This window comes from Streptomyces sp. SID8352, from assembly GCF_009862265.1.
Lineage (GTDB): Bacteria > Actinomycetota > Actinomycetes > Streptomycetales > Streptomycetaceae > Streptomyces.
Genome location: NZ_WWGX01000072.1, coordinates 39,486 through 59,813, shown reverse-complemented (window position 1 = coordinate 59,813; position 20,328 = coordinate 39,486). Strand labels below are relative to the sequence as shown.

The following is a 20,328-nucleotide window of genomic DNA, read 5'->3' as shown; positions in this document are numbered from 1 at the left end:
GGTGGGTGGGGGTGTTTGTTGCGCCTTTGGTGTTTTGGGGTTGGGGCCGGGGCGGGGGTGGTCGTCCTCGGAACGGCGCGGAATGGGGTGGTTGTGGGGCGCACTCTGTTGACGCGCCAACCTCTGCGGGCGGCCACCCCCGCCCCGTCCCCTTGCCGCCGTACGCGGGTGCGGGTCCCACGCCCGGCCTTGTCCTACAGGCTCTCGCCGTGCGCGGGCACCTCGCCCGCCCTTCTCCGTCCCCTTGCCGCCGTGCGCGGGTGTGGGCACCTTGCCCAGTCTTCTCCGTCCCCTTCGCGCCGTGCGCGGGTGCGGGGCTCGCTGTCCTTCTCTTCCGGCTCCTGTCGTGCGCGGGGGCGGGGTCCCTTGGGTGCGGTCGGCTGCCGGGTGCGGTCCTGCGGGGGCGTCATCGACGTGCGTGCCGGAGGCCGGTGGCGTCGCGGGGGGGGGCGCGGCTCCTCGGGTGTGCGGGCGGGGCGGTCAGGCCGTGGTGGGGTTCGGGTCCTGGTGGGGGCACGGGGGGCGGGGGGTGGCCCGGCGGCGGAGGAGGCGGGGGCGGGGGAGGGTGACGAAGCCCTCCGCCTGCATCGCGGCGAGGCCGAGGCGCGGGAGGTCGGCCGAGGCGCGGTAGACCACGAAGCGCGGTTCCCACCGCGGCCGGAACTTCGCGTTGAACTTGTACAGGGACTCGATCTGGAACCATCGGGAGAGGAACACCAGCAGCCCCCGCCACGCCCGCAGCACCGGGCCCGCCCCGATCTTCTCGCCGCGGGCGAGCGCCGCGCGGAACATCGCGAAGTTCAGGGAGACCCGGGCGATCCCCAGCCGCGGCGCGGCCTGCAGCGCGGCGACGATCAGCAGTTCGTTCATGCCGGGGTCGGCCGACCGGTCGCGCCGCATCAGGTCCAGCGACACCCCGTCCGTGCCCCACGGCACGAAGTGCAGGATCGCCTTCAGGTCGCCGTACTCCCCGGGTGCCCCGTCGGCCCGGTGCGCCGTGGCGATCAGGCAGTCGCCGTCGGCGGGGTCGCCGATGCGGCCCAGGGCCATGGAGAAGCCGCGCTCGGTGTCCGTGCCCCGCCAGTCCTCGGCGGCCCTGCGGACGCGGTCCAGTTCGGCGTCGCCCAGGTCAGCCACGCGCCGTACCCGGGTCTCGTAACCGGCTCGTTCGATGCGCTTGACCATCTGGCGGACATTGCGCATCGCGCGGCCGGCGAGGGAGAAATCCGCGACGTCCACCACCGCCTCGTCGCCCAGCTCCAGCGCGTCGAGCCCGGTCTCGCGGGTCCACACCTCGGCGCCGGTCTCGGAGCAGCCCATGACGGCCGGTGTCCAGGAGTGGCGGCGGGCCTCGTCCATGAAGCGCTCGATCGCGCCCGGCCACGCCTCCACGTCCCCGATCGGGTCCCCGCTGGCGAGCATCACCCCGGAGACCACGCGGTACGTCACGGCCGCCTTGCCGCTGGGGGAGAAGACGACCGCCTTGTCGCGGCGGAGCGCGAAGTGGCCGAGGGAGTCCCGGCCGCCGTGCCGGGCGAGCAGGTCGCGCAGCCGTGCCTCGTCGTCCGGGGTGAGCCGGGCCGCGGGGTGTTCGGGCCGGAAGGCCAGGTAGACGGTGGTGACGGCGGTCAGCAGGCCCAGGGCGCCGAGGGAGAAGGCGACCGTCCAGGAGGTGGTGCCCCGGTAGTCCACCGGTCCCTCCGCGCCGAACAGGCCGTACAGCACATGGCTCAGACGGTCCGCCAGGCTCGGATCGCCCACCGTGCGCCCCGGGTGGGCGCTGACCACGACGAGGCCGAGCAGGACGGAACCGGCGCTCATGAGAACGAAGTTGGCGAGCGCCCGCCACCGGCTGCGCGGATCGGGCAGTGCCGCGAACTGGTCGCGGTGGCGCAGCAGCGGCGCGAGCAGCGCCAGGGATATCAGCACGCCCGCGAAGGAGTGCCGGTAGCCGAACTGGGCGAGGGCGCCGAGCGGCAGCAGCGCCACCGCGGCCCGCCAGGCGCGCCGCTTGCGGCGCCTGAGGCCGTGGGCGAGGAGCAGCAGCAGGACGCCGGCGCTGAGCGAGAGGGCCGCGGCGAACGGGCCGAAGGAGCCCGGCAGGACCTCCGCGAGGGCGTGCATCCGGCTGTGCCGGAAGCGGGGGAAGACACCGGCCGCGATGTCCACCAGCCCCACCAGGGTGCACGCCCGGCCCGCGAGGCGGGGGACGGCCTCGGGGCGTGGCCCGCGCAGGACCCGGCTCAGGATCCCGCGCTTCGGAACCCCACCCGACATTTCGTCATCTGTCCTGACAGACATCGTACCCGTTGCTCCGCGAGAGACCTTTGGCTCCGGGCCCGTTCGGGGCTTCCGGTGGCATTGCGCCTTCTAGGACGTTGTGCGGCGGGTCGAGGTTCATTCGGCCGGTACGGAACCCGTGCGGAATCTTCCGGTCCGGACGGCTCCGGAGCCCGGGCCATCACAGGAAAGCGCAGGCGGACAGGACGTATGGGTCTCACGAGTGGAGCGGTGCTGGCGCTGGCCGTGCTCAGCGGGGTGCTGCTGTTCACCGGGACGGTGTGGCTGTGGCCGAGGCTGGCCCGGCAGAGCTGGCGGACCGTCGGGGCGCGGGTGGGGCTGCTGTTCGCGACCCAGGCGGCCGTCTTCGCCGCGGTCGCCCTCGTCGCCAACCAGTCCTTCGGGTTCTACGCGAGCTGGGCCGACCTGTTCGGCCGGGAGACAGGGCGGGGCGTCGTCGTCGACCACTCCGCGGGCGGTGCCCCGTCCGGCGTGCGGGTGGTCGACACCCGGCGGGTGGTCCCGGCGGGCACCGGCCGCCCGGAGTCCGGCGGGCAGGTCCAGAGGGTCGAGATCGTCGGCCGGACGACGGGCATCACGACCCCCGCCTACGTGTACCTGCCGCCGGAGTACTTCCAGCCGCGCCACCGCGCCCGCACCTTCCCCGTGGCCGTGGTGCTGACCGGCTACCCGGGGACGGCCGAGGCGCTGGTCGACAAGCTGCACTATCCGCGGACGGCGCTCAACCTGGCCAGGGACGGGCGGATGCGGCCGATGATCCTGGTCATGCTGCGGCCGACGGTGGCGCCGCCGCGCGACACGGAGTGCGTGGACGTGCCGGGCGGTCCCCGCGCGGAGTCGTTCTTCGCCCGGGACCTGCCCGAGGCCGTGCTCGGTCACTACCGGGTGGGCCGGGGGCCGGGGAGCTGGGGCGTCGTGGGCAATTCGACCGGCGGGTACTGCGCGCTGAAGCTCGCCCTGCACCATCCCGGCGTCTACGCCGCCGGAGCCGGGCTGTCGGCGTACTACGACGCCCCCGTGGACGCCACGACCGGCGACCTGTTCCGCGGGGACCGCGCGCTGCGCAATCGGGCGAACCTGTGGTGGAGCCTCGAACACCTTCCACCGCCGGACACTTCACTGCTCGTCACCAGCAGCCGCTCCGGGGAGTCGAACTACCGGGACACCCTGGAGTTCATTGAGCGGGCGAAGCGCGGGAAGCCGACGCGGATCTCGTCGATCATCCTGGAAAGCGGCGGTCACAACTTCAATACGTGGCGCCGGGAGATCCCGCCGACCCTGGAGTGGCTCAGCGAGCGGCTGAGCCCCCGGTGAGAGGCGTGCGGGGGCGGCGCGGGCGGTGACCCGGGCGCCGTCCGGGCCCGTCGCCCAGCGGTGTTGAGGCGGGTGCCGCGGGGGTTTCCGGCGCCGTCCCGGAAAATGATCTTGGGGGAATTCGGTCCGGGTTCGGCCGGCCGAATGCCGGGGGGCCGTGAACGCCGGGGAGGAAAGGGTGTTTTCGCGGGGCGGGGCGCCAAGAATCCCCTACGCGCGGTAAGTTTCTGGCCATGCCACGTGGACGTCATCGCCATTCCCCGCCCCTGCACAGGATGCTTCCGCCGTCGGCGATCGCGGGCGTCTCCGTCGTGTGCGCCGTCGGCCCCTGGGTGGTCGCGGAGACGACGGTGCTGCGCGCCCTGGCCGCGGCCGCCGCGGTGACGGCGGTCGTCGGCGCCGTCGTGATGCGCCGCTGGGACGCGCAGGCGGGCAAGCGCGTCGCCGACCTCTCGCGCGCGCGGGCGAGCGACGAGTGGCGCCACGAGGAGCGGGCCGCCGAGCTGGAGTCCGACCTGGACGAGTCGCGCGAACTGCGGGCGAAGTTGGAGCAGAAGCTGCGGGCCAAGCGCGCGGAGCTGGCGAAGCTGCGCAACGAGCACGCCGCCCTGCTGCGGCGGTACGCCACGGCGGAGACCGAGCGGGCCAGCGCCCTGGAGGGCCGTCGGCTGCTGGAGATCGAGACCGTGCCCCCGGCCCGCGCGCTCCCGGCGCCCCGCACGGCCCCGGTGACGGCGACGCCGGGTGAGCCGGTGCGGCCGACCGGGCTGGCGCCGGCCGCCGGGCCGGGGAGGTCCGCCGGTGCGGTGCGGGCCGGGGGCCCGGAGGCGTCCGCGGGAGTGGCGGAGCGCGTCGGCGCGGAGGAGCCCGACGAGGCCGGTGAGGCCGTCCGGGAGATCCTGGCCGCCTTCCCGGCCGGAGGCGCCGCCCGGCTGTACGCCCTGGCCAACGAGGCGCTGAACCGGCTCGGCGTGCCGGACGACGACGAGGGCGGCGACGAGGGCGCCGACGGCGCCGCCGACGGCGACGAGAACGACTCGCAGGTCGCAGCGGGCGCGGTGGAGGACGACGCCGAGGGCGCGGAGAACGCCGGGGGTCCGGAGGGCGCCGAAGCGGCGGAGAGCGCCGGCGAGGGCGACCGGGCGGACGACACCGACGGGGCCGAGCCCGACCCCGATCCGGACGGTGGCGGCGACGGCGACGGCGACGGCGGGGACGACGGCGATGGCGGGGGAGAGGCCGTGACGGCGGCCGAGCCCGCGCCGCAGGGTGTCGTCCGGCCGCGCGACGGCTCGGCCGACGACGGCCCTGCCGCGGCGCCCTCCGCCCGGTCGGCCGCCTCGGCGCACTTCGCGGTGGAGGCCGCCGTGGCGGTCGCCCCGGCGGAGCCCGCGCGGCGGCCCCGGGTCGAGGGCGGCTTCGACTTCTTCGGCACCAAGGGCACCGGGTTCACCGGCGAGGCCGGTGGCGGCCCCCGGACCGGGGCCCCCGTCGCCGCCCGGGGCGCCGAGGCGGCCAGGGGGGCCAGGGAGGCGCTGGAGTCGGTCCAGGACGAGGACCTGGCCGACGTGATCGGCGAGGAGACGCTCGCCCTGCACAAGGCCGAGACGCGGGCCCGGCGCGAACCGGTGGCCCGGGAGACCCGGGGCACCGATCGGGTGATCGACCTGACCGCCCACGACGAGACCGAGCAGATCGACGTCAAGGGGCTGCGCAGCGCGGTCTCCTGACCCGGGGGCGCGTGGGGGGTGGCGGGCCCCTCGGGCCAGGGTCCTGTGGCGCGGTCTCCGGGTGCCCGGGGCCGGTTCCCGGGCCGGATGCCTGGGCCGGGTGCCGCTGCCAGTACCCACCAGGGACCGGTTATTACGGTCGGGTGCCGGGTGCCGGGTGCCGGGTGCCGGGTGCCGGGTGCCGGGTGCCGGGTGCCGGGTCCGGTTGCCTGGTGCCCTGTTTGGGGGTACCCACCGTCCCGGTGCGGGTGGTCGGCGGGCGGGCCACCTGCGGCCCGGCGGACGGTCGGGTGGCCCGGTTCCCGGGCCGGGTGCCCAGGTCCCTGACAGGGGGTGGGTTCCCGGGGGTCCGGGCGGGGGGTTCGTATCCGGGTTCCAGGCGGGGCGTTCGTACCCGGGATCCTGGCGTCCAGGTCAGGTGTCCGGGACAGGGTGTCGAGGAGCAGCGCGCCCGGGGCGCACTGCTCGGCGCCGGACCACCGGGCACCGGAGACCGAGCCGGTCCGGACCACCTGGCATCTCGGGTCCCGGAACCCGAGCCGGTCACCTGACGCCTCGGCACCGGCACCCGGACCGGCCACCTGGCATCTCCGGCCCCCGGCAGCCGGTCACCGGTTGTCCCGGGGCCCGGGGCCGGAGCCGGACTCTTGGAGCCCACCCCGGCCCAGGGCCCGGGCCCGGCCACCCGTTCCCGCCCCCGGCCGTGGCTCACGTCATCCAGCGGTCCGGCTGGGCGTCCCTGCGGCCCGTGCGGGAGCGGTCGGCCTGCTGCTGGAGCAGGGCCGCGGCCTCGGCGGCGTCGCGGAGGCCGGCGGTGACCGTCCCGTTGGCGCCGGTGTCGACGCGCACGTCGGCCAGGTCCAGCGCGCGCCGCACGGGCCCCTGCGTCAGGCGGACGCTCTGCACCTTGGCGTGCGGGACCAGTGACAGGGTGCGCCGGAACAGCCCGCGCCGGGCGGCGAACACCGTGTCCGTGACGACCACCCCGTGGCCGCGCCACCACACCGGTCGGCACCAGCGGGCCCGGCCCGGCGGGCGGGACAGGGAGGACGGCGGCGGCACCGTCACCCCGGGCAGGGCGCGGGCGACGACCGACTCGGCGAGCGCGCGCGGGGCGACCGGCAGCAGCAGGGAGTTGGCCGAACCGGCCACGTCCAGCTCGACCCGCACCCAGCCGGGGCGGCGCCACAGCAGCGGTTCCACGATCCGCACCGACTGCACCCGGCCCGGCGGCACCGTCTCGTGGGCCCGGTCCAGCAGCCCGTGGTCGATGCGCAGGCCGTCCGGCGACTCGGCCACCGTCCAGTCGTACTCCTTGACGTACCGGCCCACGCTGGCGGCGCCCGCCGCGCCGAGCAGTGGTACGGCGAGGGCCAGCAGCGTCCACGGGCTGTGGGTGAACGTCCACAACACGGGCAGCACGACCAGGGCGGTGGCCAGGGTGGCCCAGGTGGCGCCGGTCAGCAGCAGCGAGACGGCGAGCACCCCGGGCGGTACCCGCAGCAGTTGGCGGGACGGGGCCTCGCCGACCTCGCGGGCGCTGTCGGGAGCGAAACCGGCGGCGCGGGCGAGGAGTTCGGCGCGCAGCGCGCGTGCCTCGTCCGCGCCCAGGAAGGCCAGTTCGTCCTTCGAGTCGGTGCCGACGACATCGAGCTTCAGCTTGGCGACCCCGGCGATCCGGGCCAGCAGCGGCTGGGTGACGTCGATGGCCTGGACCCGCTCCAGCCGGATGTGCGCGGTGCGCCGGAACAGCAGCCCGGTGCGGATGCGCAGCTCCGTGTCGGTCACCGCGAAATGGGTGAACCACCAGGTCAGGAAGCCGTACAGGGCGGCGGCCGGGATCAGTACGGCGAGGCCGACCAGCAGGGTCGTGGTGGTCAGGTGGGTCAGGTGGCGGCGCGCCTGGTCGGGGTCGTGCACGGCCCAGCCGATGAGCACGGCGATCGGCGCCCATGCCCGGCGCAGCGGGGTGACGGGGTGCAGCCGCCGCTCGGTGACCCGGTCCACCGGCCGCGGCTCCGGTGTGCTCACAGCCCCGCCGATCGGGCCTCGCCCAGCTCGGTCAGCCGGTCGCGCAGCCGCTCCGCCTCGGCCGGGTCGAGGCCGGGGACGGTGGCGTCGCTCGCGGCGGCGGCCGTGTGCAGCTGCACGCTGGCCAGTCCGAAGTGCCGCTCCACGGGCCCGGAGGTCACCTCGACGAGCTGCATCCGGCCGTACGGCACCACGGTCGTCGTCCGCCAGAGCACACCGCGGCTGATCAGCAGGTCGTCGGCGCGCTCGGTGTACCGCCAGGAGCGCCAGTTGCGCTCCAGCATCACCCAGCCCCAGACCAGCAGGGCGAGCGGCGGCGCGGCGAGGGCCGCCCACGGGGGGCCCAGGACCAGCCCCGGGACCAGCCCGGCGGCGACTGTCAGCAGGCCCAGCCACACCACCAGCAGCAGCCGCCGCATCCGCAGCAGCCCCGGCGGCAGCCCGGTCCACTCCGGGCCGGGGCCCGCCGGAGCCGTCCCGGCCGTGCCCTGAGCCGTTCCGGCCGCGGGAGCCGTTCCGGTCGTGCCCGCTGCCGCTTCCGTGCCCGGTGCCGCCCCGGCCGCTGCGCCCGGCGCCGCCGCCGTACCGGCCGCCGTCCGCGCCCCGGCACCGGACGGAGCCACCGCCCCGGCCGTGCCGGGTGCCGTCGCCGGTTCCGTCGCCGCGCCGCCCGTGTCGTCGTACGGGCTCCCCGTTTCCATGGGCCCAGCGTACGTAGGGGAGACTGGGACCATGACGCCCACGACGGAGACCACGGTCGGTATCGGCGGCGCCGCGGAGAGCACCGACATGGTGCTCAACATCGGCCCCCAGCACCCGTCGACGCACGGTGTGCTGCGGCTGCGGCTGGTCCTGGACGGCGAGCGCGTGGTCAGCGCGGAGCCGGTGATCGGGTACATGCACCGCGGCGCGGAGAAGCTCTTCGAGGCCCGTGACTACCGGCAGATCATCATGCTCGCCAACCGCCACGACTGGCTGTCGGCGTTCTCCAACGAGCTGGGCGTGGTCCTCGCCGTGGAGCGGATGCTCGGCATGGAGGTCCCCGTGCGCGCGGTGTGGACGCGGACCCTGCTCGCGGAGCTGAACCGGGTCCTCAACCACCTGATGTTCCTCGGCTCCTACCCCCTGGAGCTGGGCGGCATCACCCCCGTCTTCCACGCCTTCCGGGAGCGCGAGGTGCTCCAGAACGTCATGGAGGAGGTGTCCGGCGGGCGGATGCACTACATGTTCAACCGCGTCGGCGGCCTCAAGGAGGACCTCCCGGCCGGCTGGACCGCCCGCGCGCGCTCCGCCGTCGCCTCCGTGCGCTCCCGGATGGACGTCTACGACGACCTGGTGCTCGGCAACGAGATCTTCCGCGGGCGCACGCGGGGCGTGGGCGTTCTGTCCGCGCGGGCCGTGCACTCCTACGGCGTCAGCGGGCCCATCGCGCGCGCCTCCGGCGTCGACTTCGACCTGCGCCGCGACGAGCCGTACCTCGCCTACGGCGAACTCCAGGGCACCCTGCGACCCGCGGTCCGGGCCGAGGGCGACTGCCTCGCCCGCTTCGAGTGCCTCCTGGAGCAGACCCACAACGCGCTCGCCCTCGCCGACGCCTGCCTGGACCGCCTGGCCGAGCTGCCGCCCGGCCCGGTCAACCAGCGGCTGCCCAAGGTCCTGAAGGCCCCCGAGGGCCACACGTACGCCTGGACCGAGAATCCGCTCGGCATCAACGGCTACTACCTGGTCAGCAAGGGCGAGAAGACGCCGTACCGGCTGAAGCTGCGCTCGGCCTCGTTCAACAACATCCAGGCGCTGGTGGAGCTGCTGCCCGGGACGCTGGTCGCGGACATGGTGGCGATCCTCGGGTCACTGTTCTTCGTGGTCGGCGACATCGACAAGTAGCGCGGACGCGTCCGGCGGGCCGACCGGCTGCGCCAGCCAGAGGAAGCCGCCCAGCCCGTCCGGCGCGGTCAGCTCGGCGGCCTCGGAGGCGCCCGCTAGGGCGCGCACGTACGCCGCCGGGTCCCGGGAGGCCAGCGCGAGCGGGGGGCGCGCGCCGGTCACGCCCAGGGCGCGCAGGGCCGCGCGCTGGGGGAGCAGCAGCGCCCCGGGGAGCCCGGGTGCCGCCGCGCAGGCGTCAAGGGCCACATGGGCGGTGATGTCGCAGGACCCGTCCGGCACCGGCGCCGTCCCGCGGCCCTCCCGGAACCCGGTCAGCGTTCCGTACGGCGGTCGCGCGCCGGCCGTGTGGGCGTAGTCGGCGGCCACGGCGAGCCCCCGCTCCAGGGTGGCGACCGCCGAGGTCCACGCCGTGTCCCGGGGCAGCCCGATCTCGGCCCGCAGGCCGGGCACCGCCGCCCCGGCCGCCGCCTCCCGCGTCCCGGCAGCGCCCGCCCCGGTTCCGGGGGCCGTCGTGCCCGGCAGCGGCCACCAGCGCGCCAGCCACGCGGCGTCAACGCCGTCCACGGGCGCCCCGGGCCGCTCGGTGCCGTCCCCGGCGACGAGCACCCGGCGGACCACGCCCGCGCCGTCCGTCTCGACGACGTCCAGGGGGACGTTGTCCAGCCACTCGTTGGCGAACAGCAGCCCGGTGACCCCGTGCGGCGGCGCGGGCAGCCAGCGGACGCGGGGGTCGAGCCCGCCGGGGCGCCGGGTGACCTCCACCGCGTAAGCGGTGGTGCGGGCGGCCACGGCGGGGGGCAGCGCGGCCAGCACGCCGGCCGCCAGTTCGCCGCGCCCGGCGGCCATGTCCACGAAGGCCAGCTCCGGGGGGTGCCCCAGCGCCGCGTCCACCCGGCACAGCAGCCGCGCCACGGCCCCGGCGAACAGCGGCGACGCGTGCACCGACGTACGGAAGTGCCCGGCCGGGCCCTCGGGGCGGCGGTAGAAGCCGTCCGGCCCGTACAGGGCCTCCTCGGTGGCCTCCCGCCACCCCCGCGCCCGCGCGGGGCTCCGTGTCGCGTCTCTCACGCGCCCAGACTAGGGTCTTTCGTTCGGACGAGCCCGGCATGATCCGAACGAGAGGCCCCAGGGCCTGCCCGGGAGCGGCCGTCCGGGCCGGGCACCCGCGCGGGCGCGGTGTTCCGGGGCCGCCCCCTGGCGCGGTGTCCGGCGGGGCGCCGGGGGCCTTCGGGGACGGCGCCGGGGTGGGGCCGGGCGGGACGCCCCGGGGGCGCCACCGGGGCATCCCGGGTGCCCCGGGGCGGTACCGGTGGGGTGCCCGGGGCGGGCTCCCGGCGCGGATGCCCGGGGCCGCGCGCGGGGCGGCGGGACACGCGCCGGGCGCGGCGGGCCGAGGCCGTGGGAAAGGGGGCCTCCACCTTGGGGAGTACGCGCGGGGGGCGCGGATCGGCCCTTCGGCTGACCCCTGCGCCCGTCCCGCTTCCATACGCTGGATGGCGTGCAGCGCCTCTACGACTTCCTCCGCAGACACCCGACCGGGGTCGACTGTTTCTGGGCCCTCGTCCTGTTCGGGATGTCCGTGGCGTCCGAGGCCTCGGTGCCGGACGAGGTGGGCACCACGCGCATGGCGCTGATCGTGCCGATCCTGGTGCTGCTCTCGGTGGTGGTGGCGCTGCGCCGGAGGATGCCGGAGCGGATGCTGCTGCTGGCCGGCGCGACCGGTCTGGCGCAGCTCCTGCTGGACGTCTCCACGATGATCGGCGACTTCGCGCTGCTGGTGATCGTCTACACGGTGGCCGCGACCGGCGCCCGCTGGTCCTCCCGGGCCGCGCTCACCCTGGGCCTGGTCGCGGCGCCCGTCGCCCAGGTGCGCTGGCCCCAGGAGAGCAGCGGGCTCGCCGGGAACATCGCCATAACGGTCTTCCAGGCGGTGCCCTTCGCCCTGGCCTGGGTGCTCGGCGACTCCATCCGCACCCGGCGCGCCTACTTCGCCCAGCTGGAGGAGCGCGCCGCCCGCCTGGAGAAGGAGCGCGAGGCCCAGGCCAAGGTCGCGGTCGCCGCCGAGCGCGCCCGGATCGCGCGCGAACTGCACGACGTGGTCGCGCACAACGTCTCTGTCATGGTGGTCCAGGCCGACGGCGCCGCCTATGTCCTGGACGCCGCCCCCGACCAGGCCAGGAAGGCGCTGGAGACCATCTCCTCCACCGGCCGTCAGGCCCTCGCGGAGATGCGCCGGCTGCTCGGCGTGCTGCGCACCGGCGAGCACCGGGAGGCCGGGGAGTACGTCCCGCAGCCCGACGTGCGGCAGATCGAGGACCTCGTCGAGCAGTGCCGCACCGCCGGACTGCCCGTCGACTTCCGGGTCGAGGGCACGCCGCGCCCGCTGCCCAGCGGCGTGGAGCTGACCGCCTACCGCATCGTGCAGGAGGCGCTCACCAACACCCGCAAGCACGGCGGGCCCAACGCGGGCGCGAGCGTCCGCCTGGTCTACTTCGACGACGGCCTCGGCCTCCTCGTCGAGGACGACGGCAAGGGCGCCCCGCACGAGCTCTACGAGGAGGGCGGCGAGGACGGCCGGGGACACGGCCTGATCGGCATGCGGGAGCGCATCGGCATGGTCGGCGGCACCCTGGACGCGGGTCCCCGGCCGGGCGGCGGCTTCCGCATCAGCGCCCTCCTGCCGATCAAGCAGCACTGAACCGCCGGCCGCGCCCCCGGGCGCGGCCCGACACCTGTCACGGACCGGCACACAGGCGGACGCCCCGGGCGCCGCCGCCGGAGAAACGGAAGAGGCCCCGATGACGATCCGCGTGATGCTCGTCGACGACCAGGTGCTCCTGCGCACCGGGTTCCGGATGGTGCTCGCGGCACAGCCGGACATGGAGGTCGTCGCGGAGGCGGGCAACGGCGTCGAGGCCCTGGAGGTGCTGCGCTCGACCGCCGTGGACGTGGTCCTGATGGACGTCCGCATGCCCAAGCTCGACGGCGTGGAGACCACCAGCCGCATCCGCGCCCAGGAGGACCCGCCCAAGGTGCTCATCCTGACCACCTTCGACCTGGACGAGTACGCCTTCTCGGGGCTCAGGGCGGGCGCCTCCGGCTTCATGCTCAAGGACGTGCCGCCGGGCGAGCTGCTCGCCGCGATCCGCTCCGTGCACAGCGGCGACGCCGTGGTCGCCCCGTCCACCACCCGCCGCCTCCTCGACCGGTTCGCCCCGATGCTGCCGACCGGCGGCCAGGAGCCCCGGCAGAAGGAGCTCCAGCGGCTCACCGAGCGGGAGCGCGAGGTGATGGTGCTGGTCGCCAACGGCCTGTCCAACGGGGAGATCGCCGCCCGGCTGGTGCTCTCCGAGGCGACGGTCAAGACGCACGTCGGCCGCATCCTGACCAAGCTGGGGCTGCGGGACCGGGTGCAGGTGGTCGTCCTGGCCTACGAGACCGGACTGGTCCGGGCGGGCGGCGGCCACGCCTGACCCGGCCCCCGGCGCGGAAGGGACCGGCGCGGGCCCGGCGCGGGACCGGGGCGGACCGGTCCGGGATCCGGTCAGGACCGGGCCGGTGACCCGGACGGCCGGCGCCGCTACCGTCTGCCGCATGCTCCTCTGGATCAACGGCCCCTTCGGGGGCGGCAAGACGCAGACCGCGTTCGAGATGCGGCGCCGCCTGCCCGGCAGCGTCGTCTGCGACCCCGAGCACATCGGCTTCGGTCTGCGCCGGACGCTGCCGCCGGGGCTGCGCACCGACTTCCGGGACCTGGCGGCCTGGCGGCAGGGCGTGGTGGAGGTGCTCGACCTGACCCTGCGGGGGCAGGGCGGTGTGGTACTGGTGCCCATGACGGTGACCGACGCCGGGCACTTCGAGGAGACCGTGGGGCGGCTGCGCGAACGCGGGCACGACGTCCGCCACTTCACCCTGCTGGCCGCCCGCGAGACGGTGCTGCGCAGGCTGCGCGAGCGGGGCCCCGGGCAGCTGCTCGCCCACGCCGCGCGCACCGGTCCCCGCGAGAACTGGGCCGTGCGGCAGCTCGACCACTGCCTGGAGCGGCTGCGCGAGCCGGAGTTCGCCGAGCACCTGTGGACCGACCACTCGACGGTGCCGCGCACCGCGGACCGGATCGCCGCGCTGGCCGGGCTGACCCTCGCCCCGAACGCGGAGGGCCCGCTGAGGACCCGGCTCCGCCAGGTGCGGGTGGGGCTGCGGCACATCCGGTTCGACTGACGGGGCGGCGCGCGGCCGGGCGGTGACGCGCGCGGCGCCAGGTCCCCTCCGTCCCGCCGCCCGGCGCGGGGCCCGCCCGGTACGGGGCTCCCCGGGCCGGAGACGTCAGCGCAGGACGCCCTCCAGGAGGTCGCCGCCCAGCCGGGCCACCACGGTCACGTCCAGCTGGTGCGGCACGTACCGGCCCCGGCGCCGGGTGATGATCAGGCCCGCCCTCTTCAGCACCCCCAGGTGCCGGGACACCTCCGGCGCCGTCATCCCGTGGGCCTGCGCCAGCTCGCCGGTGGAGTACGCGCTGCGCGCCAGATGCCGGCAGAGCCGCAGCCGCACCGGGTGCGACAGCGCCGTCATCCGCAGCAGGAGCTGCTCCACCGAGGGCGGCGAGGACAGCTCGGGGGAGGCGACGGGTACGCCGCGCCGCCCGAGGCCAGGCCGCGCCGCCCCTGGGCCCCGGCCGTGCCCGGGCACCACCGACGGCCTCCGGGGCTCCCCGTCCTCCCGGGGGGCACCCCTTCCGGAGCGGGACCGGCGCCCGCCCGGGACGCCGGGCCCGGTCGGCCGCCGGGCGGGTCGCCCGTCGGCCGGGTCAGCCGTCGGCCCCCGGCAGCCGGGCGGCGAAGTCCGCGACCGCCGCCCGCACGTCGTCGGCCGTCCACTCCAGGCCCGCCGCCTCCACCCCGACCTCGGTGACCGCGATGCCGGGTCCGGGGGCCTGCCAGGAGCGGGCGAAGAGCAGGGTCCCGGTCTCCTCGCCCTGCCGTACGGCGGCCTCCGCGGCGGCCTCGGCGTCGTGGGGCAGCCAGACCTGGAACTCGTGGGTGTGCGGCACCCCGGGGTGGACCCGTGCCCAGGGCAGCCCGGCCGCCGTGAAGCCCTCGCGCAGCGCGGCGGCCACCACCCGCGCGTGGGCGACGTAACCGGGCAGCCGGGGCAGCTCCCGCTCCAGCCCGGCGAGCGCGGACAGGGCCGTGGGGAACTGCTGGAAGACCGCGCCGCCGTAGCGGTGCCGCCAGGTCCGCGCCTCCTCCATCAGCGAGCACGGCCCGGCCAGGGCGGCGCCCCCGTAGCCCTTGAGGGACTTGTAGAACGAGACGTAGACGCTGTCCGCCAGGCCCGCGATCTCGGACAGGGGGCGGCCGAAGTGGACGGTGGACTCCCAGAGGCGGGCGCCGTCGAAGTGGACCACGGCGTCGCGCTCCCGCGCGGCGGCCACCGTCTCCGTCAGCTCCTCCCAGGTGGGCAGCAGATAGCCGGCCTCCCTGAGCGGCAGTTCCAGCATCAGCGCGCCGAAGGGCTCCGCCAGGTCGCGCACCTCGTCGGCGGTCGGCTGCCGGGGCGCGGAGGTGATCCTGACCGGGCGCAACCCGCTGACCTGGCTGAAGGCGTCGCCCTCGTGGAGTTCGGGGTGGCTGAGCCCGTGCAGCGCGACCGCCCGGTCGCCGGTGCGGCCGGCCCAGCAGCGCAGGGCCACCTGCTGGGCCATGGTGCCCGTCGGGAAGAAGGCGGCGGCCTCGGTGCCCAGGAGGGCGGCCACCCGCTCCTCCAGGGTCTCCACGACGCCGTCCCCGTAGAGGTCCGAGGGCTCGTCGAGATCGTGGAACTCCGCCGCGCCGTCCAGCAGCGCGAGCCGTTCGCGCAGGCTGGCGCCGAAGCCTGGGCCCGCCAGGGCGCGCCGGGCGCTGCGGTGGGCGGCGGTGCGCCGCTCCCTCAGCACGGCGAGCCGCTCCTCCGGCCCGCCGGAAGGTGCCGTCTCGTCCGGGCCGCTGTCCCGCCCGCTCCCGTCCGCCGGGGGCGGGGCACCCGAAGTGGCCCGGGGGTCCGTGTCCGCCGTACGCGCCGCTGAGTCGCTCATGCCGGGATGATGCCCCGTGCGCGCCCGCGCGGGCACCCCGCCCTCACCACCTCCGGCCGCGCCGGCCTCCTCGCCCGTGCGCGCCCGCGCGGGCACCCTGCCGGAGCCGGGGCAGGTGGGCGGTGTCGGCCACCCTGCGCGCGCCCGCCCGGCGCACGCCCCGCGCCCGCGCGTTCCCCGACCCGGCGTTCCCCCGTGCCCCGTCGGCGAGCGATTCCCCCGGGCCCCGGGGAATCCGCCGAGCCCTGGGAACCCGTCGGTCGCCCACAGCCTGTGGACGGCCGGACGGAGCCCGCACCGATAGCGTTAACATGACGAGAAATCGTCCGGTACCCCGAGCGGACTGGAACGGGAAGGCCCCGCCGCGTGAATCCAACCCCACAGCCGGATCCCAAGGACCGCCCCGCGCGGCTCACCGTAGGCGTCGTCGGCGCCGGACGCGTGGGTCCCGCGCTGGCCGCCTCACTCCAACTGGCCGGGCACCGGCCGGTGGCCGTCTCCGGCGTCTCCGAGGCCTCCCGCAGGCGCGCCGAGGCCATGCTCCCGGACGTGCCGCTGGTGGCCCCCGCCGAGGTGCTGGGCCGCGCCGAGCTGGTGCTGCTGACCGTCCCCGACGACGCCCTGCCCGGCCTGGTCGCCGGGCTGGTGGAGACCGGGGCGGTGCGCCCGGGCCAGCTCCTGGCGCACACCTCCGGGCGGTACGGGGTGAGGGTGCTGGAGCCCGCCCTGCGCGCCGGGGCCCTGCCGCTGGCCCTGCACCCCGCGATGACGTTCACCGGCACCCCCGTGGACGTCCAGCGGCTCGCCGGGTGCTCCTTCGGCGTCACGGCGCCCGAGGAGCTGCGGCTGGCCGCCGAGGCCCTGGTGATCGAGATGGGCGGCGAGCCGGAGTGGATCGCCGAGGAGCGCCGCCCGCTCTACCACGCGGCGCTCGCCCTGGGCGCCAACCACCTGGTCACCCTCGTCGCCCAGTCCATGGAGCTGCTGCGCACGGCGGGCGTCGCCGCCCCCGACCGGATGCTCGGCCCGCTGCTGGGCGCCGCCCTGGACAACGCCCTGCGCTCCGGCGACGCGGCGCTGACCGGCCCCGTCGCGCGCGGGGATGCGGGCACGGTCGCCGCCCACGTCGAGGAGCTGCGCGCGCACGCCCCGCAGGCCGTGGCCGGGTACCTGGCGATGGCCCGCGCGACCGCCGACCGGGCGCTCGCCCACGGACTGCTCAGGCCCGAGCTCGCGGAGGACCTGCTCGGCGTCCTCGCCCACGCGGCCGACGGCACCGAAGGGAACACCCGATGACCACCGCCCTGCTGCGCACCGCCGGGGAGCTGCGCGACCGCGAGCGCCGCGGCCGCCGTGCCGTCGTGATGACCATGGGCGCCCTGCACGAGGGCCACGCCACCCTGATCCGCGCCGCGCGCGAGCGGGTCGGCGCGGACGGGGAGGTCGTCGTCACCGTCTTCGTCAACCCGCTCCAGTTCGGCGAGGCCGAGGACCTGGACCGCTATCCGCGCACCCTGGAGGCCGATCTGGAGGTGGCCGGGCGGGCGGGCGCCGACGCGGTGTTCGCCCCCTCCGTCGAGGAGGTGTACCCGGGCGGCGAGCCCCAGGTGCGGGTCAGCGCGGGCCCCATGGGCGGACGCCTGGAGGGCGCCTCCCGCCCCGGGCACTTCGACGGCGTGCTCACCGTCGTCGCCAAGCTTCTCCACCTCACCCGCCCCGACCTGGCCCTCTACGGACAGAAGGACGCCCAGCAGCTCGCCCTGATCCGCCGCATGGCGAGCGACCTGAACTTCGGCGTGGAGGTCGTCGCCGTCCCCACCGTCCGCGAGGAGGACGGGCTGGCCCTGTCCAGCCGCAACCGCTTCCTCTCGCCCCGGGAGCGCGGTACCGCGCTGGGGCTGTCCCGGGCGCTCTTCGCGGGGGTGGACCGGCTCGCCGCGCAGGAGGCGCTGAGCGCCCGGGCCCGCGAGGTGCCCGCCACGCCCGCGCGCGCGGAGGCGCTCGACGCCCTGGGCGAGTCCCGGGCGGCGGCCGACGCGCACGCCGTCTCCCGCGCCGCCCCGGGCGGCCCGTCGGCGGTGCGGGCCGCCGCCCGCCTGGTGCTGGACGAGGCGGCCCGCCTGGATCCGCCGCTGGAGCTGGACTACCTGGCCCTGGTCGATCCGTCCGACTTCACCGCGATCGCGGACGGGTACACCGGCCCGGCCGTCCTCGCGGTGGCCGCCAGGGTCGGCGCCGTCCGGCTGATCGACAACCTCCCCCTCACCTTCGGAGCCGCCTCGTGACCAGCACAGGCATACGACTGCACGCCCCCGCGCCCGGCTGGGCCGTCGCCGCGGACGTCGTGGTCGTCGGTTCCGGCGTCGCCGGCCTGACCGCCGCCCTGCGCTGCGAGGCGGCCGGGCTGGACACCGTGGTCGTCACCAAGGCCCGGCTGGACGACGGCTCCACCCGCTGGGCGCAGGGCGGCATCGCGGCGGCCCTGGGCGAGGGCGACACCCCCGGGCAGCACCTGGACGACACCCTCGTCGCGGGCGCCGGGCTGTGCGACGAGGAGGCGGTGCGCATCCTGGTCACCGAGGGCCCCGACGCCGTGCGGCGGCTCATCGACACCGGGGCGCACTTCGACGAGTCCGACGAGGGCGGCCTGGCACTGGCCAGGGAGGGCGGCCACCACCGCAGGCGCATCGCCCACGCGGGCGGCGACGCCACGGGCGCGGAGATCTCCCGGGCCCTGGTCGAGGCGGTCCGCGTGCGGGGCGTGCGCACCGTGGAGAACGCGCTGGTCCTGGACCTCCTCACGGACGCCGACGGCCGCACCGCCGGGGTGACCCTGCACGTCATGGGGGAGGGCCGGCACGACGGCGTCGGCGCGGTGCACGCCCCCGCCGTGGTCCTGGCGACCGGCGGCATGGGCCAGGTCTTCTCGGCGACCACCAACCCCTCCGTGTCGACCGGCGACGGCGTCGCCCTCGCCCTGCGCGCCGGGGCCGAGGTCAGCGACCTGGAGTTCGTCCAGTTCCACCCCACGGTGCTGTTCCTGGGCGCGGACGCCGAGGGCCAGCAGCCGCTGGTCTCCGAGGCCGTGCGCGGCGAGGGCGCCCACCTGGTGGACGCGGACGGCGTGCGCTTCATGCTGGGGCAGCACGAGCTGGCGGAGCTGGCGCCCCGGGACATCGTCGCCAAGGGCATCACCCGGCGGATGCTGGAGCAGGGCACCGGGCACATGTACCTGGACGCCCGGCACTTCGGCGCCGAGATGTGGGAGCAGCGCTTCCCGACGATCCTGACCGCCTGCCGCGCCCACGGCATCGACCCGGTCACCGAACCGGTCCCGGTCGCCCCGGCCGCGCACTACGCCTCCGGCGGTGTCCGCACCGACTCCCGGGGCCGCACCACGGTGCCGGGCCTGTACGCGTGCGGGGAGGTCGCCTGCACCGGTGTGCACGGCGCCAACCGGCTGGCCTCCAACTCGCTCCTGGAGGGCCTGGTCTACGCCGAGCGCATCGCCGCCGACGTCGCGGCCCGCCACGCCGACGGCACCCTGGGGGCCCGCGTCCCCGCCGAGGTCCCGCACCCGGAGTCCCCCGCGCACCCGCTGCTGCCCGCGGAGGCCCGCTTCGCCATCCAGCATGCCATGACCGAGGGCGCCGGCGTGCTGCGGTCCGCCGCGTCGCTCGACCGGGCCGCCGGGAAGCTGCAGGACCTGCACGGCGCGGCCCGCGAGGCGCTGCGCGAGCACGGCAAGACCGCCGAGCCCGGCGTCGACACCTGGGAGGCGACCAACCTGCTGTGCGTGGCGCGGGTCCTGGTGGCCGCCGCGGCCCGGCGCGAGGAGACCCGCGGCTGCCACTGGCGCGAGGACCGCCCGGGGCGCGACGACACCGCCTGGCGGCGCCACGTCGTGGTACGGCTGAACCCGGACCGTACGCTCGCCGTGCACACCACACCGACCGCGGAGTTCCCTCCGACCACCCCCGGCCCCCGGCCGGCGCAGCGCCCCCAGGAGCGACAGCAGTGAACACCCCCGACCTTCCCCTGGCCTCCTCCGGCGGCTGCGGCGGCGACTGCGCCTGCGCCGCGGACCACGACGGCGAGACGTACCAGGAGTGCGGACTCGACCCGGCCCTGGCGGCGCTCCTGCTCGACTCCGGGCTCGACCCGGTGGAGGTCGAGGACATCGCCAACGTCGCCCTGGGCGAGGACCTGGCGCACGGCGTGGACGTGACGACGGTCGCCACCATCCCCGAGGACGCGGTCGCCACCGCCGACTTCACGGCGCGCGAGGCGGGCGTGGTGGCGGGGCTCAGGGTCGCCGAGGCGGTCCTGTCCCTCGTCTGCGAGGAGGAGTTCGAGGTCGATCGGCACGTGGCGGACGGCGACCGGGTGCAGCCGGGCCAGCGGCTGCTGTCGGTCACCTCGCGCACCCGCGACCTGCTCACCGCCGAGCGCAGCGCGCTGAACCTGCTGTGCCGCCTGTCGGGCATCGCGACGGCCACCCGTGCCTGGGCGGACGTCCTGGAGGGGACGCGGGCCAGGGTCCGCGACACCCGCAAGACCACCCCCGGGCTGCGCTCGCTGGAGAAGTTCGCGGTCCGCTGCGGCGGCGGCGTCAACCACCGCATGTCGCTCTCCGACGCGGCCCTGGTCAAGGACAACCACGTGGTGGCCGCGGGCGGGGTGGCGGCGGCCTTCCGGGCGGTTCGCGAGCACTTCCCCGAGGTGCCGATCGAGGTCGAGGTGGACACCCTGCACCAGCTCCGCGAGGTGCTGGACGCGGGCGCCGACCTGATCCTGCTGGACAACTTCACGCCGGGCGAGTGCGAGGAGGCGGTGGCCCTGGTCGACGGCCGCGCCGCCCTGGAGGCGTCCGGGCGGCTGACCCTGGACAACGCGGCCGCCTACGCCGCCACCGGCGTCGACTACCTGGCCGTGGGGGCCCTCACCCACAGCTCCCCCGTCCTGGACATCGGCCTGGACCTGCGGGAAGCGGTGTAG

15 protein-coding genes and 1 pseudogene are annotated in these 20,328 nt (G+C 76.4%); 10 read left to right on the top strand and 6 right to left on the bottom strand.

The genetic code is table 11. The features are described 5' to 3' along the window. Nucleotides 1-480: 480 nt before the first annotated feature. On the bottom strand, nt 481-2,277 hold the full coding sequence (locus GTY84_RS22305; RefSeq protein ID WP_161228091.1) for a phosphatidylglycerol lysyltransferase domain-containing protein: 1,797 nt from the start codon (nt 2,275-2,277) through the stop codon (nt 481-483). Between the two features lie 213 nt (nt 2,278-2,490). Between GTY84_RS22305 and GTY84_RS22300 the strand changes: the two genes are divergently transcribed. Next, a complete protein-coding gene (locus GTY84_RS22300; RefSeq protein ID WP_161228090.1) occupies nt 2,491-3,615 on the top strand; it encodes an alpha/beta hydrolase-fold protein in 1,125 nt (374 codons plus the stop codon). Nucleotides 3,616-3,890: 275 nt separating this feature from the next. Then, nucleotides 3,891-5,345, top strand: a complete 1,455-nt coding sequence (locus GTY84_RS22295; protein ID WP_237532513.1) for a hypothetical protein — start codon at nt 3,891-3,893, stop codon at nt 5,343-5,345. Between the two features lie 708 nt (nt 5,346-6,053). On the opposite strand, the gene GTY84_RS22290 is transcribed toward GTY84_RS22295, so the two are convergent. Both GTY84_RS22290 and GTY84_RS22285 read right to left on the bottom strand, forming a co-directional pair. After that, a complete protein-coding gene (locus GTY84_RS22290) occupies nt 6,054-7,376 on the bottom strand; it encodes a PH domain-containing protein (protein ID WP_345943500.1) in 1,323 nt (440 codons plus the stop codon). After that, the gene (locus GTY84_RS22285) at nt 7,373-7,795 is read right to left on the bottom strand and encodes a PH domain-containing protein (RefSeq protein WP_161228098.1); all 423 of its coding nucleotides are present in this window, start codon (nt 7,793-7,795) and stop codon (nt 7,373-7,375) included. The genes GTY84_RS22290 and GTY84_RS22285 overlap by 4 nt, the downstream gene beginning before the upstream one ends. 313 nt (nt 7,796-8,108) lie before the next feature. Between GTY84_RS22285 and GTY84_RS22280 the strand changes: the two genes are divergently transcribed. Beyond that, nucleotides 8,109-9,260, top strand: coding sequence for an NADH-quinone oxidoreductase subunit D (locus GTY84_RS22280; protein WP_161228088.1), 1,152 nt, complete (start codon nt 8,109-8,111; stop codon nt 9,258-9,260). Here GTY84_RS22280 and GTY84_RS22275 read toward each other — a convergent pair. Then, complete coding sequence (locus GTY84_RS22275; RefSeq protein ID WP_161228087.1) at nt 9,225-10,328, bottom strand: SAM-dependent methyltransferase; 1,104 nt, start codon at nt 10,326-10,328, stop codon at nt 9,225-9,227. The two genes, GTY84_RS22280 and GTY84_RS22275, sit on opposite strands and share 36 nt — an antisense overlap. A 430-nt stretch (nt 10,329-10,758) precedes the next feature. Here GTY84_RS22275 and GTY84_RS22270 point away from each other — a divergent pair, with 430 nt between their 5' ends. The 3 genes from GTY84_RS22270 to GTY84_RS22260 all read left to right on the top strand — a co-directional run bounded on the left by GTY84_RS22270 (nt 10,759) and on the right by GTY84_RS22260 (nt 13,478). Next, nucleotides 10,759-11,958 carry a sensor histidine kinase gene (locus GTY84_RS22270; protein WP_161228086.1) on the top strand — a complete coding sequence of 400 codons (1,200 nt, stop codon included), beginning with the start codon at nt 10,759-10,761 and terminating at the stop codon, nt 11,956-11,958. A 100-nt stretch (nt 11,959-12,058) separates the two neighbouring features. Beyond that, nucleotides 12,059-12,733 carry a response regulator transcription factor gene (locus GTY84_RS22265; protein ID WP_161228085.1) on the top strand — a complete coding sequence of 225 codons (675 nt, stop codon included), beginning with the start codon at nt 12,059-12,061 and terminating at the stop codon, nt 12,731-12,733. 121 nt (nt 12,734-12,854) lie between these two features. Then, nucleotides 12,855-13,478, top strand: a complete 624-nt coding sequence (locus GTY84_RS22260; protein WP_161228084.1) for an AAA family ATPase — start codon at nt 12,855-12,857, stop codon at nt 13,476-13,478. Nucleotides 13,479-13,583: 105 nt separating this feature from the next. Here the strand turns inward: GTY84_RS22260 and GTY84_RS22255 are convergent. Together GTY84_RS22255 and GTY84_RS22250 are read right to left on the bottom strand one after the other, a co-directional pair. Further along, nucleotides 13,584-13,886: pseudogene (locus GTY84_RS22255) on the bottom strand (metalloregulator ArsR/SmtB family transcription factor); the annotation flags it as partial. A 178-nt stretch (nt 13,887-14,064) separates the two neighbouring features. Beyond that, nucleotides 14,065-15,330: a beta-eliminating lyase-related protein gene (locus tag GTY84_RS22250; RefSeq protein WP_161228083.1), complete on the bottom strand. Its 1,266-nt coding sequence runs from the start codon at nt 15,328-15,330 to the stop codon at nt 14,065-14,067. A 366-nt stretch (nt 15,331-15,696) separates the two neighbouring features. Here GTY84_RS22250 and GTY84_RS22245 point away from each other — a divergent pair, with 366 nt between their 5' ends. From GTY84_RS22245 to nadC, 4 genes are read left to right on the top strand one after another with little or no spacing between them, the layout of a single operon-like run. Beyond that, entirely contained in the window at nt 15,697-16,626 is a 930-nt protein-coding gene (locus tag GTY84_RS22245; protein WP_161228082.1) for a DUF2520 domain-containing protein, read from the top strand. After that, nucleotides 16,623-17,615 (top strand): pantoate--beta-alanine ligase, encoded by a 993-nt coding sequence (panC, locus tag GTY84_RS22240; RefSeq protein ID WP_161228081.1) that lies wholly within the window; start codon nt 16,623-16,625, stop codon nt 17,613-17,615. Before GTY84_RS22245 ends, panC begins: the two co-directional genes overlap by 4 nt. Continuing rightward, on the top strand, nt 17,612-19,351 hold the full coding sequence (locus GTY84_RS22235; RefSeq protein WP_161228080.1) for an L-aspartate oxidase: 1,740 nt from the start codon (nt 17,612-17,614) through the stop codon (nt 19,349-19,351). The genes panC and GTY84_RS22235 overlap by 4 nt, the downstream gene beginning before the upstream one ends. After that, nucleotides 19,348-20,328, top strand: coding sequence for a carboxylating nicotinate-nucleotide diphosphorylase (gene nadC, locus GTY84_RS22230; protein WP_161228079.1), 981 nt, complete (start codon nt 19,348-19,350; stop codon nt 20,326-20,328). The genes GTY84_RS22235 and nadC overlap by 4 nt, the downstream gene beginning before the upstream one ends.